Raw genomic sequence first — 15663 nt, 5'->3', positions numbered from 1 at the left:
GAAATACACAAATGAAATACGGCTATTTCGATAACGAGAATCGCGAATACGTCATCACTCGCCCTGACGTACCAGCACCATGGACAAACTACCTAGGTACTGAGAAGTTTTGTACGGTTATCTCGCACAACGCGGGTGGCTACTCGTTCTACAACTCTCCAGAATACAACCGTGTTACTAAATTCCGTCCAAACGCGACATTCGATCGCCCAGGACACTACGTTTACCTACGTGATGATGAGACAGGTGATTACTGGTCAATCTCTTGGCAACCTGTTGCGAAAAGCCTAGACGAAGCAAACTACGAAGTTCGTCACGGCTTGTCTTACTCTAAGTTCAAATGTGAATACAGCGGTATTACCGCAACGAAAACTCTTTTCGTGCCAAAAGGCGAAGACGCTGAAATCTGGGATGTAGTGATTAAAAACACCTCAGACAAACCACGCACGATCAGCGCATTCTCATTTGTTGAGTTCTCATTCAGCCACATTCAATCTGATAACCAAAACCATCAGATGTCTCTGTACTCAGCAGGTACGGCTTACAACGAAGGCGTGATTGAGTACGACCTGTACTACAACACCAACGATTTCGAAGGCTTCTACTACCTAGCTTCAACATTTGACCCAGATTCATACGACGGCCAACGTGACAGCTTCCTTGGTCTATACCGTGACGAAGCAAACCCGTTAGCGGTAGAACAAGGTAAGTGTTTCAATACAGCGCAAACTTGTTACAACCACTGTGGCTCTCTACATAAGCAATTTACTATCCAACCGGGTGAAGAAGTTCGCTTTGCTTACATTCTAGGTATCGGTAAAGGCAATGGTGAGCGTCTACGTGCTAAGTACCAAGACCTTTCAGAAGTCGACAATGCATTTGCGGGTATCAAAGCACACTGGGATGAGCGTTGTGGCAAGTTCCAAGTGAAATCACCAAACGAAGGTCTAGATACCATGATCAACGCTTGGACACTATACCAAGCAGAAACTTGTGTGGTGTGGTCTCGTTTTGCTTCGTTCATCGAGGTGGGTGGTCGTACTGGTCTTGGTTACCGCGATACAGCACAAGATGCGATCTCAGTTCCTCACGCTAACCCTGCAATGACGCGTAAACGTATCGTTGACCTACTGCGCGGTCAAGTGAAGGCGGGTTACGGTCTACACCTATTCGATCCAGATTGGTTCGATCCAGAAAAAGCAGATGTTAAACCATCTAAATCTCCAACCGTAGTTCCAACACCTTCTGATGAAGATAAAATTCACGGTATCGAAGACACATGTTCTGATGATCACCTATGGCTAGTTCCAACCATCTGTAAGTACGTGATGGAAACGGGTGAGCACAGCTTCTTTGACGAAGTGATCCCTTACGCAGACGGTGGCGATGCAACCGTTTATGACCACATGAAAGCAGCGCTAGACTTCTCGGCTGAATACGTCGGTCAAACCGGTATCTGTAAAGGCCTGCGTGCAGACTGGAATGACTGTCTGAACCTAGGTGGTGGTGAATCTTCAATGGTGTCGTTCCTGCACTTCTGGGCACTACAAGAGTTCATCGACCTAGCGAAATACCTAGGTAAAGAAGCCGACGTTGAAAAATACACGGAAATGGCAGCAAACGTTCGTGAAGCGTGTGAAACACACCTTTGGGACGACGAAGGCGGTTGGTACATCCGTGGTCTGACGAAAAATGGCGACAAGATCGGTACAGCGCAACAAGCTGAAGGCCGAGTACACCTAGAGTCAAACACGCTTGCGGTACTTTCTGGTGCGGTATCTCAAGAGCGCGGCGAAAAAGCGATGGACGCAGTCGATGAGAACCTGTTCTCTGAATACGGCCTGCACCTAAACTCACCATCTTTTGCAACACCGAATGATGATATCGGCTTCGTAACTCGCGTTTACCAAGGCGTAAAAGAGAACGGTGCTATCTTCTCGCATCCAAACCCATGGGCTTGGGTAGCTGAAGCGAAACTGGGTCGTGGTGATCGTGCAATGAAGTTCTACGATGCACTAAACCCATACAACCAGAACGATATCATCGAAAAACGTATTGCAGAACCATACTCATACGTTCAGTTCATTATGGGTCGTGACCACCAAGACCACGGTCGTGCAAACCACCCATGGTTAACAGGTACATCTGGCTGGGCTTACTTCGCTGTTACCAACTTTATCCTTGGTGTGCGTACAGGCTTCGATGGTCTGACTATTGACCCATGTATCCCAACGAACTGGCCAGGTTTCGAAGTGACTCGCCAATGGCTAGGTGCAACGTACAACATCAAAGTCGTTAACCCAGACTCAGTAAGCAAAGGCGTTAAGTCGATTACTGTGAACGGTGAAGCAGTAAATGGTGCTTCTGTACCAGTTCAAGCGGAAGGTTCAGTAAACGAAGTTATCGTTACTCTAGGTTAATCATCTTTTAGGGGAGAGCTTCTCCCCTTTTGATTTATCCGATGCACTGAGTTTGATGAGTGCATCGGTTCGCTAGCAAAGGTTTAAGAGGCGGTGGGATGCCGCTCTTATCGAGGATCGAATCATGATCAAATTTGGTACAGGCGGTTGGCGTGCATTTATCGGTGAGGAGTTCACTAAAGATAATGTACGTTTGGTCGCTCAAGCAGTTGCAAACATCACTAATAACGAATCGGTTGCTGATCGCGGTTTTGTGATTGGCTATGACCGTCGTTTTCTTTCCGATAAAGCCGGTCGTTGGTTCGCTGAAGTTCTAGCAGCAAACGGCATTGTGGTTAGCTTTATCGACAAATTTGTCCCAACGCCTATCGTAATGTTTAAAGCGAAGGAAATGGGCTGTGCGTACTCTGCATGTATTACCGCATCGCACAACCCTGCCGATTACAATGGCATTAAAGTCTTCATTGAAGGCGGTCGTGACGCAGATGAAATCATCACTGAAAAGATCGAATCGCAAATTGCCACACTAACTGCGCAAGATGTTAAAAGCGTCGATTTTGAACAAGCGGTTGAAGATAAGCTGATTGAAATCATCAACCCAATGAACGAATTCGTTGACTCAATCATCGACTTTATCGACATCGAAGCGATCAAAAAGGCGAATCTACGTGTGTTGATCGACCCAATGTTTGGTGTTGCGAAAAACGCGCTACAGACCGTATTGATCAACGGTCGTTGTGAAGTCGATGTCATCAACGATGGCAAGAACCCAGACTTCGGCGGCTTGATGCCATCACCAAGTGCAGCAACGCTTTACCGCTTGATGCATCTAGTAGAACAAGAAGGCTATGACATTGGTATTGGTACCGATGGAGACGCAGACCGCCTTGGTATTATCGACGAGAAAGGTAACTTCATTCATCCAAATGAAGTACTGCTGTTGCTTTACTACTACCTACTTGAATACAAAGGCTGGACAGGCTCAGTGGTACGTAACATCGCAACCACTCACCTGTTAGATAAAGTTGCAGAAGATCATGGCGAAAAATGCTTTGAGGTTCCTGTAGGCTTTAAGCACATCAGTTCTCAAATGGAAGCTGACGATTCACTGATTGGCGGTGAAAGCTCTGGCGGTCTGACTATTCGTGGTCATATCAAAGGCAAAGACGGCGTATTCGCATCAAGCCTGTTGGTAGAAATGATTTCAGTAACCGGCAAGAAGCTGTCTGAGTTGCTGGATGAAATCTACGGCAAGTACGGCTATGCCTACATGGCAGAAGGCGATTGCAAGTTCAAACCAGCGCAAAAAGACGTACTGTTCAACAAGATTTATGTTGAAAAGCAGTTGCCTGAGTTTGAGTTTGAAATCGAAAAAGTCAGCTATGAGGATGGTGCGAAAGTCTACTTCAAGAACGGCGGTTGGATCATCGCTCGCTTCTCTGGCACCGAGCCACTGCTACGAATTTTTGCAGAGATGCAAGATAAGGACACTGCGGAACGTGTTCTTCAACAGTTTAAGGACTTCTTGTCTTTATAACTGAACCTTGTGCCCGCTTCGAGCACATAACCTATAGGTGAAGAACACTTGCCCGGCATCACCGCCGGGCCTTTTTCTATCTGGCCTTTATAAACTAGGCGAAAGCTAATACGCCTTGAGTTTCAACTTCTACTGCCACACTATCACCCACATTTAATGCTTGAGTTGACGTCGCTAACAATCGGTCACCATTGACATCAATCACGTAGCGACAATGATCCCCCATAAAGTGTTGTTCAAGCACTTTTACTGCACTCTCATCATCAACCTTAATTTGTACATGCTGAGGGCGAAGCAGCAATGCACACTCACTATCGCGTTGAATTTCCTGCTGAGCATTCGCTTCTACTACACCAAGGTGGGTTTCGTATTCATTGTCGGAAATTCGCTTCGCTGCAAGGTAGCTGCCACCACCTAAGAAGTCAGCAACAAACTTACTTGAAGGTTGGTAGTAAAGCTCAGAGGCTGTGCCGTACTGCTCAATCACACCATGGTTCATCACGGCCATCTTATCGGCAAAAGCAAACGCTTCTTCACGACTGTGGGTTACAAAAATTGCGGTAACGCCTTGCTCTTTAAAGATCTTACGAATTTCACGGATCAGTTCATGACGCACTTGGGTGTCAATGTTGGAAAACGGTTCATCCAACAACAGAAGGTCTGGTTTGTAAGCCAGTGAACGAGCAATCGCCACACGCTGCTGCTGACCGCCAGAAAGCTGGTGAGGATAACGGTCACCGTAACCTTTAAGATGAACCAAGCTGAGCATCTCTTCGACTTTAATCAGCTTTTGCTGCGCCGATTCGTTCTTTAAGCCAAAAGCAATGTTCTCAGCGACTGTTAGATGTGGGAACAAAGCGTAATCTTGGAAAATCATACCAATATTACGCTGCTCTGGTGGCAACCAGTTTTTTCCGTCATCAATAGTCAGGCAGTTCAAGCTCATTTGGCCGGAACTCAGAGGAAGCAGCCCAGCAATGGCTTTCAAAAGTGTCGTCTTACCACAGCCACTCGCACCGAGTAGACAGACGATCTGTCCTTGTTCAACCTCTAGAGAAAGAGACTCAAGAACAGTCTGATCGTCATACTGACAAGTTAGGTTTTTAATCGATAATGCGCAGCTCATCAGTGACTTTGCTCCAGTGAACGGTTAACAACAACAAGCGGGATCAACCCAACGAGAACCAGTAATACTGCCGGAAGTGCGGCAAGCTCTAAATGCTCATCCGAAGCGAAGTTGTACACATACGTCGCCAAGGTTTCAAAGTTAAATGGTCGCAATAGTAGTGCAGCATTGAGCTCTTTCATCGACTCAATAAACACCAAAAGACCAGCTATCAGCGCACCGCGTTTAACCAGAGGGAAATGCACTCGCCAAAGCATGGTATTTGGCGTACAGCCCATGGTACGGGAAGCCATATCCAGCGATGGAGAGATCTTATTTAAGTTACTTTCCACACTGCCAATTGCAACAGCGGAGAAACGTACCACCATCGCGAAAATCAGCGCAAACATAGATCCGGAGAAAATAAGCCCAGGTCTGCCCCATTCCATCGCTTTAGCAATATCGTTAACCCGGTGATCCATAAACAACACAGCAACCATTACACCGATAGCCAATACTGTGCCAGGGACGGCATAGCCCATCGAAGACAGACGCATAAACGCTAAGCTCGAACGACCACCGTTTACGCGTTGACTGAAGTTCACTGTCAAAGCAATCGCAACACCGATGATGGCAGCCACGACTGACACCACCAAACTGTTCCATGCATATTCACGAAACTCAGGCGTCCAACTTTGTGCAAAGTAAGTGATGGCGTAATCAATTAACTGTAGCAATGGGAAGATAAAAGCGATTGCCACCAATCCCCAACACCAAATCAATGCGCCCCACTTTCGCCAGCCTCGTAGCTCATAACGGAAATCTTCATGACTATTAAACTGGCTTTGGAACAGCTTTTGTTTGCGGCGACTGTAGCGCTCTGCACTCAGTAACAACACCACGATCATCAACATCATAGCTGAGATTTTCGCGGCTGCATTGAGGTTCGAATACCCAAGCCAAGTATCGTAAACCGCAGTAGTAAGCGTGTTTACAGCAAAATAGCTGACGGTTCCGAAGTCACCGATGGTTTCCATCGCTACCAGAGACAAACCAACAGCGATAGAGGGTCTTACAAGCGGTAAAGAGATACGCCAAAAGCTTTCCCAAGGTGAGCATTTTAACAAGCGAGCACTCTGCAGTAGAGAAACGTTCTGCTCCATAAATGCAGCACGACAAAGCAAGTAAACGTATGGGTAAAGAACAAGAGAAAGAACGAAAGTCGCACCACCTAAGGTACGAATATCAGGGAACCAATACTCACCCGGCCCCCATCCCGTTATATCACGTAAGAAGATTTGAATTGGCCCAGCAAAATCAAACCAATCCGTAAAAATGTAACCAATGATATAACCCGGCATCGCAAGTGGTAGAACTAAGGCCCACTGCAACCACTTCTCAGTTGGCAGTTTGCACATCGCCATAAACCAAGCACTTGGAATACCCAGAATCAAAGAAAGAAGCATCACACCTGCAGTCAATGCAACGGTGTTGTATATGTAGGTAGGCATGACTGTCGACATCAAATGTGTAAACAAGTCATCCGTTTCGCCAATGGCGGTATAGAAGATCGCTAAGATCGGCAAAACCAGTAACAGGGTGATAGCCCCACTACTGGTTTTCCATAGAGAATGTTTATTCTTCATTGCCTAAATACTGCAAGGCTTTATGAAATACAAATGCGGCTGCAAATACATCTCATATCCTTTAATAAAATGGGGGTACAGTTATACCCCCACATGGAATTAAAGGTCAAATTTCACTTCATCTAGTAGCTTGATTGCTGCTTCATGGTGAGAAGCGATGTCATCTAGAGAAATCGAATCCGCTTTGAAGTCACCCCAAGATTCCACAAGCTCAGAACGCTTAACACCTTCCTTCACTGGGTACTCGTAGTTTACTTCTGCGTACATTTGCTGCGCTTTGTCACCCGTTAGGAATTCCATAAGCTTCACAGCGTTGTCTTTGTTTGGAGAGAACTTCGCCATCGCCATACCAGAAATGTTTACGTGCGTACCTGTTGTCTCTTGGTTAGGGAAGTTGATGTATACCGCATCAGCCCAAGCTTTTTGCTCTTTGTCGTTAACCATCTTACCTAGGTAGTAGCTGTTACCTAGAGAAACGTCACATAGACCTTCTTTGATTGCTTTAACTTGAGCACGATCGTTACCTTGAGGCTTACGAGCTAGGTTCGCTTTTACGCCTTCTAGCCACTCTTTAGTCTCAGCTTCACCGTGGTGAGCGATCATAGAAGATACTAGAGATACGTTGTAAGGGTGCTTACCGCTACGAGTACAGATTTTGCCTTTGAACTCAGGCTTTGCTAGGTCCGCGTAGTTGAAGTCGTTACCTAGTTTGCCAACACGGTCACGTGAAGAGTAAACGTTACGAGTACGTAGAGTCAGAGCGAACCACTCGTTTTCTTTGTCTTGGTACTGTGCTGGTACATTTTCTTCGATGATTTTGCTGTCTACCTTTTGAACCAGACCTTTGTTTGTCAGTTCAGCTAGACGGCTGATATCTGTAGTAAGGATTACGTCAGCTGGGCTGTATTCGCCCTCTTGAGCCAACTTCTCTGCTAGACCTTTTTTCGCAAACTTAACGTTTACTTTAATGCCAGTTTCTTTAGTGAACTCGTTGAACATAGGTTCAACTAGGAAAGGTTGACGGTAAGAGTACACGTTCACTTCTTCAGCAGCCATTGCCGTTGGAGCCAGAGTAGCGCAAGTAATCGCTGAAAGAGTTAGCAGTTTTTTCATTGTTTAATCCTTTACCATGCTAATGATAACGTTTATCAGTTGCGTTATTATATGCATGTTCAATAAGAAAACAATTAATCAATAAAAAAACCTGCTCATTGGAGCAGGTTTTTTAATGTTAAGTTTGTAACTATTTATTACATTGTGAGTGTTATTTCACAGTCACGAATTCTGGGTAAGCACCAACACCACAGTCATGCATATCCATACCTTCTAGCTCTTCGTCTTCCGATACACGGATACCGATTGTCGCTTTCAGGATTGCCCATACCACTAGGCTTGCACCAAATACCCAAGCAAAGATAACTGCCGCACCTAGAAGCTGTGCACCAAACGTTGCATCACCGTTGCTCAGTGGCACAACCATTAGGCCGAAGAAACCACACACACCGTGAACAGAGATAGCACCTACTGGGTCATCAATCTTAATCTTATCCAAACCGATGATGCTGAATACTACTAGCGCGCCTGATACCGCACCAATCGCCACAGCATATAGCGGTGATGGAGATAGAGGGTCAGCCGTGATAGCAACAAGACCAGCTAACGCACCGTTAAGAATCATAGTCAGGTCTGCTTTACCCCAAGTTGTCTTACATACAAATAGTGCGGCAATTGCACCTGCTGCAGCTGCAGCGTTTGTGTTTAGGAAAATTTGACCAACTGCAGTCGCGTTCTCAAAATCCGAAACCATAAGTTGAGAGCCGCCGTTGAAACCGAACCAACCGAACCAAAGGATGAACGTACCCAATGTAGCGAGAGGCATGTTTGAACCAGGGATTGGGTAGATTTCGCCGTTTTTACCGTATTTACCTTTACGTGCACCCAGTAATAGAACACCTGCTAATGCTGCTGAAGCACCGGCCATGTGTACGATACCTGAGCCCGCAAAGTCACTAAAGCCAGCCTCTGATAGGAAACCACCACCCCAAGTCCAGTAACCTTCCATTGGGTAGATAAATGCCGTCAGTACCGCTGAGAAAATTAGGAAAGACCAAAGCTTCATACGCTCTGCAACCGCGCCAGAAACCACTGACATTGCTGTTGCTACAAATACTACTTGGAAGAAGAAGTCCGACTCTAGAGAGTGGTCTGCACCTTCACCTTGTGTGCCAATTAGTGCACCAAATGATGGTAACCAACCGCCTTCACCGTTATCGACATACATAATGTTGTAGCCAACCAATAGGAACATGGTACAAGCGATCGCGTAAAGACAGATGTTTTTAGTTAGAATTTCTGTTGTGTTTTTAGAGCGAACTAAGCCCGCTTCTAGCATGGCAAAGCCTGCAGCCATCCACATTACCAACGCACCGGAAATGAGGAAGAAAAAGGTGTCGAGTGCGTAACGTAATTCAGTTACTGTTGTTGTTAATTCCATGATAATTCTCCAATCCCTTGAATTCTTAAAGTGCTTCTGCGTCCATTTCACCAGTACGGATACGCACCGCTTGGTTCAGGTCGTAAACAAAAATTTTGCCGTCACCAATCTTTCCGGTCTGCGCCGCTTTTGTGATGGCTTCTACCACACGTTCCACATTGTCTGCGTGGGTTGCGATTTCTAGTTTTACTTTTGGTAGAAAGTCGACTTGATACTCAGCGCCACGGTATAGCTCCGTGTGGCCTTTCTGACGACCAAAACCCTTAACCTCTGATACTGTCATCCCTTCAATACCAACATCAGCCAATGCTTCGCGAACATCGTCTAACTTAAAAGGTTTTATAATGGCATTAATGATTTTCATTGAATCTTCTCCGCAGCTTTCATCCTGAAACAGTTTTATTAATCCAAGCGGCGTGCCAACTTTTTATCTCATTGATTTATATAGAATTAGTAAAATTAACAAACTTATAAACAAAAAGGGCGCACCATATCAGTGCGCCCTTTTCACAAATATAAGGCAACTCAAGTCAGACTACCCAAAACTGTGCATTAAATGTTCAAAAAGTCTTTCCATTGCTCTATCAAGGCACAAAAGTCTTCAATACCACAGCTGGCTGTACTCTCTGCATCGTAGAAATCAAACTCGCTTTCCATTTCCAGTTCATACTCATGGCCCAGTGCGTTTTCTTGCACTAGCACCTCATCACCGTGGATCATCAAACTGATCTCTGCACCAGTTAACCTATGCTCTTGAGATGGCGAAGAAAATGCCTGATCAATTAAAGCTTCTACCTGAGCAATTTTGGCTGGGTCTTTGCCTATTTCTTCTTGCAACCAACGACCCACAATCTCATGCCCCATGCTGCATTTGACATAGTATTCGCCCATCAATGTGTTACGGATGAATTCAAATTCCATCGTGATCGCCTTTTCGTATCAATTTGGTGCGGAGTATACAGGTAGATGTTGAATGGGAGAAGTGAGAGACGAGAGCTCTCTCAATGGCTTGTTTAAAGAGATTCCCGACTGCACTCCTTCGTCGCTTTCGGGAATGACATCGTTTTACTCTTAGCTATTTAATCGTCATCCTCAAGAGTGAGGCACGAGCGAGTTGGGGATCTCTCAAGACTTTGTCTAAAAGAGATTTCTATTCCCTCAGTCTAGGAAATGACGTAGTTCTAATATCTCGAAGCGCAGCATTCCAAAAAAGAAAGCGCCCACCAAAAGGTGGGCGCTTAACTAAGTATTCACAGAGCTCGCTAAGATTACGCTGGCTCTTGGAAGATCACGTTATCGGCTTTCTTGGTGTACTGTTCCATTTTGTGGAAGTTCAAGTAACGGTAAGTATCCGCAGCTGTCGCATCAATTTGCTCCATGTACGCTAAGTACTCTTCCTTAGTTGGAATCTTACCTAGAATCGCACCCACTGCCGCAAGTTCCGCTGAAGATAGATACACATTTGCACCTGTACCTAGACGGTTCGGGAAGTTACGTGTTGAGGTCGACATTACTGTTGCTTTGTCTGCAACTCGTGCTTGGTTACCCATACATAGCGAACAACCAGGAGTTTCAATACGAACGCCAGCGCGGCCGTAAATACCGTAGTAACCTTCTTCTGTAAGTTGGTCACGGTCCATCTTCGTTGGCGGCGCTACCCATAGACGAGTGTCTAATTGACCATTGAACTTCTCAAGTAGCTTACCCGCTGCACGGAAATGGCCAATGTTCGTCATACAAGAACCGATGAACACTTCATCAATCTGTGTACCTTGAACGTCAGACAGAAGACGCGCATCATCTGGATCGTTTGGCGCACAAAGAATTGGTTCGTTGATTTCAGCTAGGTCAATCTCAATCACGTGAGCGTATTCCGCATCTGAGTCTGCTTCCATAAGCTCAGGATTTGCCAACCACTCTTCCATAGCAGTAATACGACGCTCGATAGTACGACGGTCGCCGTAACCTTCCGAGATCATCCATTTCAGCATAGTGATGTTTGAGTTTAGGTATTCCTCAATAGACTCTTGAGATAGCTTAACGGTACAACCTGCCGCAGAACGTTCTGCAGAAGCATCAGATAGCTCAAATGCTTGCTCTACTGTTAAGTGCTCAACACCTTCAATCTCAAGTACACGACCTGAGAACTCGTTGATCTTACCTGCTTTCTCTACTGTTAGAAGGCCTTGCTTGATGCCGTATAAAGGAATGGCATGCACAAGGTCACGTAGCGTGATACCTGGCTGCATTTCGCCTTTAAAGCGCACCAAAATTGACTCTGGCATATCCAGTGGCATTACACCTGTCGCTGCTGCGAACGCAACAAGACCTGAACCTGCTGGGAATGAAATACCTAGCGGGAAACGAGTATGCGAGTCACCACCTGTACCTACCGTATCAGGCAGAAGCATACGGTTTAGCCATGAGTGAATTACACCATCACCCGGACGAAGCGATACACCGCCACGGTTCATGATGAAATCCGGTAGCGTGTGGTGCGTGTTTACATCGACTGGTTTTGGATAAGCAGACGTGTGACAGAATGACTGCATCACTAGATCAGCAGAGAAACCAAGACACGCAAGGTCTTTCAGCTCATCACGCGTCATTGGGCCTGTGGTGTCCTGAGAACCTACGGTTGTCATCTTAGGCTCGCAGTACTGACCTGCACGTACACCTTCAACACCACATGCTTTACCAACCATCTTCTGAGCTAGCGTGTAGCCTTTGTCAGATGCAGAAGGATCAACTGGCTTAGCAAATAGATCGGTTTCTTCTAAACCAAGAGAAGTACGAGCACGGCTTGTTAAACCACGACCGATAATCAGTGGAATACGGCCACCCGCGCGAACTTCATCAAGTAGTACTTTGCTTAGCGTAAAGCTAGAAATGTCTTCGCCGTTTTTACGTACAACGCCTTCGTATGGGAAGATGTCAATTACATCGCCCATGTTCATATTTTGTACGTCTAACTCGATAGGTAGTGCGCCAGAATCTTCCATTGTGTTGTAGAAGATAGGAGCAATCTTACCACCTAGACAGATACCACCAGTGCGCTTGTTTGGTACGAATGGGATGTCTTCCCCCATGAACCAAAGAACAGAGTTCGTTGCAGATTTACGTGAAGAACCCGTACCAACAACATCACCAACATACGCTAGTGGAATACCATCTTTTTGCAGTTCTTCGATTTGATTAATAGGACCAACGCTGCCTGGTTGGTCTGGAACGATACCATCACGTTCCATCTTCAGCATCGCTTTCGCGTGTACTGGAATATCAGGACGGGACCATGCATCTGGTGCTGGAGATAAGTCATCGGTGTTGGTTTCACCGGTCACTTTAAAGACTTTAACGGTAATCTTTTCCGCTACTTTCTCTTTTGATGTGAACCATTCAGCATCCGCCCAAGATTGTAGAACTTGTTTCGCGAATGCATTGCCTGCTTTGGCTTTCTCTTCTACATCGTAGAAAGCATCGAACATCAATAGAGTGTGAGATAACGCTTTTACAGCAATTGGGGCAAGCGCATCATCATCTAGGAACTCGACTAGAGGCGCGATGTTGTAACCACCTTGCATCGTACCTAGTAGCTCTGCGGCTTTTTCACGGCTTACAAGCGGTGATGCCACTTCACTTTTAGCAACAGCCGTCAAGAAACCTGCTTTTACATAAGCAGCTTCATCTACACCTGGTGGGATACGGTTCTCTAGTAGGTCAAGAATAAAGGCTTCTTCACCTTGCGGGGGATTTTTCAGAAGCTCAACAAGTCCAGCAACTTGTTCAGCGTCTAGCGGTTTAGGAACAACTCCTTCGGCAGCACGCTCTTCGACGTGTTTACGGTAGGCTTCAAGCACGACTTTTTCCTCTCATTGCGGTTCCTCCTTTTTTCTTACTATTTTTCAAAGTAAAGGAGTGAACATCCTTGGAAACTTGGCTCTCCATTGCCCTTGTTTTCATTCAATTCTGATTGAGAAACAGCGCCGTAGAGGCCAAACTGTGGGCGAAAGAATAGCAAATTTAACGTTAAATTAAAATCTCATCATTTTGACCAACATAGCAACTTACGACTAAAGTCCGGTAAATTTTGGCTAAATATGCGGAGATCTTGCTGTCCTATTCCCGGTTATTTAAATGATGTTCCAACGATCAAGTACACGGCATCTAAATCTTGCTCGGTACGACCGTATGCCAACATGATCGGTCCTATTGGAGAATCTACCCCAAAGAAAATCGATGCGGCATTGTACAGCGGCGCTTCATTGAGCTTCAGATCGTTATCTGACCAAACACCACCGTGTTCAAGGGATGCACCTAAATACACTGGTGCTTCAAACAGCCCGAAGTCGTTATCCATCCATTTATAACGATACACCAGACTAGTATAGAATAAGTTCTGCCCAATCAGGCTGTTACGTGGAATACCCGAGAGATTCAAGAAACCACCAAGCTCACGAGGGTCTAAAGGCACAGACGAGTTTTTGCTCTCAACAAAGCTGTATTCCGCTTGTCCGACTAAAGTATGACGACTATGAGTCACAGCTCCCTTGAAACGCGCGGTAATCTCGTAAACGGTATCTTCAATATTGCCGTCTGGGTTTAACTGACGAAAATCCTCTGGAGTTTTATCGTGAGAAACCAGGTAATCCAAATCGATCAACATACCGTGCGTTGGGAAAGCGAAATCGTCCAAAGTATCTAGGCGGTAATTGGCAAATACACCCAAACGCTCATAATCAAGCTCACCGAAAGACTGAAAAGTAGATGCTTCAATCGCCCCTTTGGTATAGCGCCCGCCAACTCGGAACTCTTGCCACAACGTTGGTTGCACCCCCGCAGCAAGCTCTGTAATAAACTCAGTGTAAGAAACCGGCAGGTAATCGTAGACGGATCCAATATCGGGGTTTTCAAAGTTATCAGAGAGGTTTCTGTTCTCTGTGTTGTAATTCACTTTGCTAGAAACAAACAACTGCTGACTCGAAAGCACCGGAGAGTAAAGCTCCGCCTCAATCAATTTATCCGTGCCCATATCCACATTAAAGGTCAGCTCGGCGCCGTGAGAGTTCAAGTTGGTGAAATTAGCCGACATGCCGATGCCATATTGACTATCGGTATTGAAATCATCTTCTAAGAAGAAGCGGAAGTTTAAGTAGTTTGGGCCCCAAGATTTTTCGTTCACTTCAAAGACGAGTAAGTTCACCCCATCGATTTCTTCAAAGTGATAAGTGATCAGCTCAAAACGATCCAGTGCATAGAGATTTTCTACCGCTTTCTCTATCTCAGCCGTTTCTAGAGGGCGTCCTGTGTCTAACTCAAGTCGGTTAGTCAACAGCACATCACTGTAGTGGGTATTGTTCACAAGAACGATTTGGTCGACGACGCGCTCATCCCCATACTCAAGGTTCTTGCGCATGTCTTGTTTATGCTCGATGTATTTCTGGTACTCCGCATTCGATACACTCAGCCCTTCAAGTTTTGACTTTAGTCCTCGAGTGATCTCATAACCCGCTTTAAAAGCGTCTGGCATTTTTTCGAATTCTACCGTTTCCATTTGCCCAACATCAGGACGAATGTAGACGTCATCACCGCTTAGCGTTTCGGCTTGCTCTTGAGTACTGCGGCGAACTAGGTAGTTGGAGAGTTGGTCTGCGACGGCAAATAAGCCAGTAAAGTCCTCTTCACTTTTGTAATCGGTACTAATATCAACGGCAATCACCACGTCGGCACCCATTGCACGAGCAACATCAACAGGCATGTTATTGACGACCCCACCGTCCACCAGCATATGACCATTCAGCTCGTATGGAGGAAGGGCGCCAGGCACTGACATACTCGCCATCATGGCATCAACTAGATAACCGTTATCTAGGACGACCTCTTCTAGCTCGACGATATCAGTCGCGACTGAGCGGTATGGAATGGCAAGATCATCAAAGGAGTTAAATCGGCCAAGATTGCCTGTGGTTTCACGCAGAATGCGCAACATGTTTTGACCTTGCACCACGCCTGTTGGCGAACGCACTTCACCAAACCTCAAACCTAGGTCAGTGGTGATTTGATAACGGTCTTCGTATTCTTTATCGCGAACGCGACGTTGGCTGCGGTCGACACGGTCTCGATAACCGCTGTTCCAATCGACACTGTAGATAAAACTTTCGATTTCATCGGCGCTCATCCCCGTGGCATATAGGCCACCGACATAGGCACCCATGCTAGTGCCAGTAATGATATCGACGGGAATATTCATCTCTTCCAGAGCCTTCAAAACCCCGATGTGAGCGGCTCCTTTTGCCCCACCACCAGCCAGTACGACGGCGATTTTAGGACGAGATTGATCATCACTGACTTGCTTAGCAAAGGAAGGCGTTGCAATCAAAAAGGAACAGACCCAGAGCGCAACACAACGCTTCCATGGGTTTGAAATCGACTTTTTGAACATTCACTTCTTCCTTTACTGAATA

General features: G+C 45.9%; 10 protein-coding genes. 2 read left to right on the top strand and 8 right to left on the bottom strand.

Annotated features, from left to right (window positions below):
* Window positions 1-11 precede the first annotated feature (11 nt).
* Together ACLIIY_RS01685 and ACLIIY_RS01680 are read left to right on the top strand one after the other, a co-directional pair.
* Window positions 12-2420: a GH36-type glycosyl hydrolase domain-containing protein gene (locus ACLIIY_RS01685; protein ID WP_434528028.1), complete on the top strand. Its 2409-nt coding sequence runs from the start codon at window positions 12-14 to the stop codon at window positions 2418-2420.
* Window positions 2421-2544: 124 nt separating this feature from the next.
* Complete coding sequence (locus ACLIIY_RS01680) at window positions 2545-3957, top strand: phosphoglucomutase/phosphomannomutase family protein (protein ID WP_041058668.1); 1413 nt, start codon at window positions 2545-2547, stop codon at window positions 3955-3957.
* A gap of 94 nt (window positions 3958-4051) precedes the next feature.
* Here the strand turns inward: ACLIIY_RS01680 and ACLIIY_RS01675 are convergent, their stop codons facing one another.
* From ACLIIY_RS01675 to ACLIIY_RS01640, 8 genes are all read right to left on the bottom strand, one after another.
* Entirely contained in the window at window positions 4052-5083 is a 1032-nt protein-coding gene (locus tag ACLIIY_RS01675) for an ABC transporter ATP-binding protein (RefSeq protein WP_045418542.1), read from the bottom strand.
* Window positions 5083-6708: an ABC transporter permease gene (locus ACLIIY_RS01670; RefSeq protein ID WP_045418546.1), complete on the bottom strand. Its 1626-nt coding sequence runs from the start codon at window positions 6706-6708 to the stop codon at window positions 5083-5085. Before ACLIIY_RS01670 ends, ACLIIY_RS01675 begins: the two co-directional genes overlap by 1 nt.
* A gap of 99 nt (window positions 6709-6807) precedes the next feature.
* Window positions 6808-7821, bottom strand: coding sequence for a Fe(3+) ABC transporter substrate-binding protein (locus ACLIIY_RS01665; protein ID WP_005439400.1), 1014 nt, complete (start codon window positions 7819-7821; stop codon window positions 6808-6810).
* A 151-nt stretch (window positions 7822-7972) separates the two neighbouring features.
* Window positions 7973-9202 carry an ammonium transporter gene (locus tag ACLIIY_RS01660; protein WP_005439399.1) on the bottom strand — a complete coding sequence of 410 codons (1230 nt, stop codon included), beginning with the start codon at window positions 9200-9202 and terminating at the stop codon, window positions 7973-7975.
* A gap of 25 nt (window positions 9203-9227) precedes the next feature.
* Window positions 9228-9566, bottom strand: a complete 339-nt coding sequence (locus ACLIIY_RS01655) for a P-II family nitrogen regulator (protein ID WP_005439398.1) — start codon at window positions 9564-9566, stop codon at window positions 9228-9230.
* 188 nt (window positions 9567-9754) lie between these two features.
* Window positions 9755-10123, bottom strand: coding sequence for a YacL family protein (locus tag ACLIIY_RS01650; protein WP_434528027.1), 369 nt, complete (start codon window positions 10121-10123; stop codon window positions 9755-9757).
* Window positions 10124-10470: 347 nt separating this feature from the next.
* Window positions 10471-13059 carry a bifunctional aconitate hydratase 2/2-methylisocitrate dehydratase gene (gene acnB / locus ACLIIY_RS01645; RefSeq protein WP_078608204.1) on the bottom strand — a complete coding sequence of 863 codons (2589 nt, stop codon included), beginning with the start codon at window positions 13057-13059 and terminating at the stop codon, window positions 10471-10473.
* 269 nt (window positions 13060-13328) lie between these two features.
* Complete coding sequence (locus tag ACLIIY_RS01640; RefSeq protein WP_039840269.1) at window positions 13329-15641, bottom strand: patatin-like phospholipase family protein; 2313 nt, start codon at window positions 15639-15641, stop codon at window positions 13329-13331.
* Between the last annotated feature and the right edge of the window lie 22 nt (window positions 15642-15663).

Source organism: Vibrio sp. K4, from assembly GCF_051122595.1.
Classification (GTDB): Bacteria; Pseudomonadota; Gammaproteobacteria; order Enterobacterales; family Vibrionaceae; genus Vibrio; species Vibrio owensii.
The sequence above is the reverse complement of the archived record's forward strand: the minus strand, read 5'-3'. Positions and strand labels throughout refer to the sequence as shown.

Bases quoted from the DNA above. Each gene is read 5' to 3' on its own strand.
- ACLIIY_RS01685 (WP_434528028.1), top strand. From the start codon at position 12: ATGAAATACGGCTATTTCGATAACGAGAATCGCGAATACGTCATCACT.
- ACLIIY_RS01680 (WP_041058668.1), top strand. From the start codon at position 2,545: ATGATCAAATTTGGTACAGGCGGTTGGCGTGCATTTATCGGTGAGGAG.
- ACLIIY_RS01675 (WP_045418542.1), bottom strand. From the start codon at position 5,083: ATGAGCTGCGCATTATCGATTAAAAACCTAACTTGTCAGTATGACGAT.
- ACLIIY_RS01670 (WP_045418546.1), bottom strand. From the start codon at position 6,708: ATGAAGAATAAACATTCTCTATGGAAAACCAGTAGTGGGGCTATCACC.
- ACLIIY_RS01665 (WP_005439400.1), bottom strand. From the start codon at position 7,821: ATGAAAAAACTGCTAACTCTTTCAGCGATTACTTGCGCTACTCTGGCT.
- ACLIIY_RS01660 (WP_005439399.1), bottom strand. From the start codon at position 9,202: ATGGAATTAACAACAACAGTAACTGAATTACGTTACGCACTCGACACC.
- ACLIIY_RS01655 (WP_005439398.1), bottom strand. From the start codon at position 9,566: ATGAAAATCATTAATGCCATTATAAAACCTTTTAAGTTAGACGATGTT.
- ACLIIY_RS01650 (WP_434528027.1), bottom strand. From the start codon at position 10,123: ATGGAATTTGAATTCATCCGTAACACATTGATGGGCGAATACTATGTC.
- ACLIIY_RS01640 (WP_039840269.1), bottom strand. From the start codon at position 15,641: ATGTTCAAAAAGTCGATTTCAAACCCATGGAAGCGTTGTGTTGCGCTC.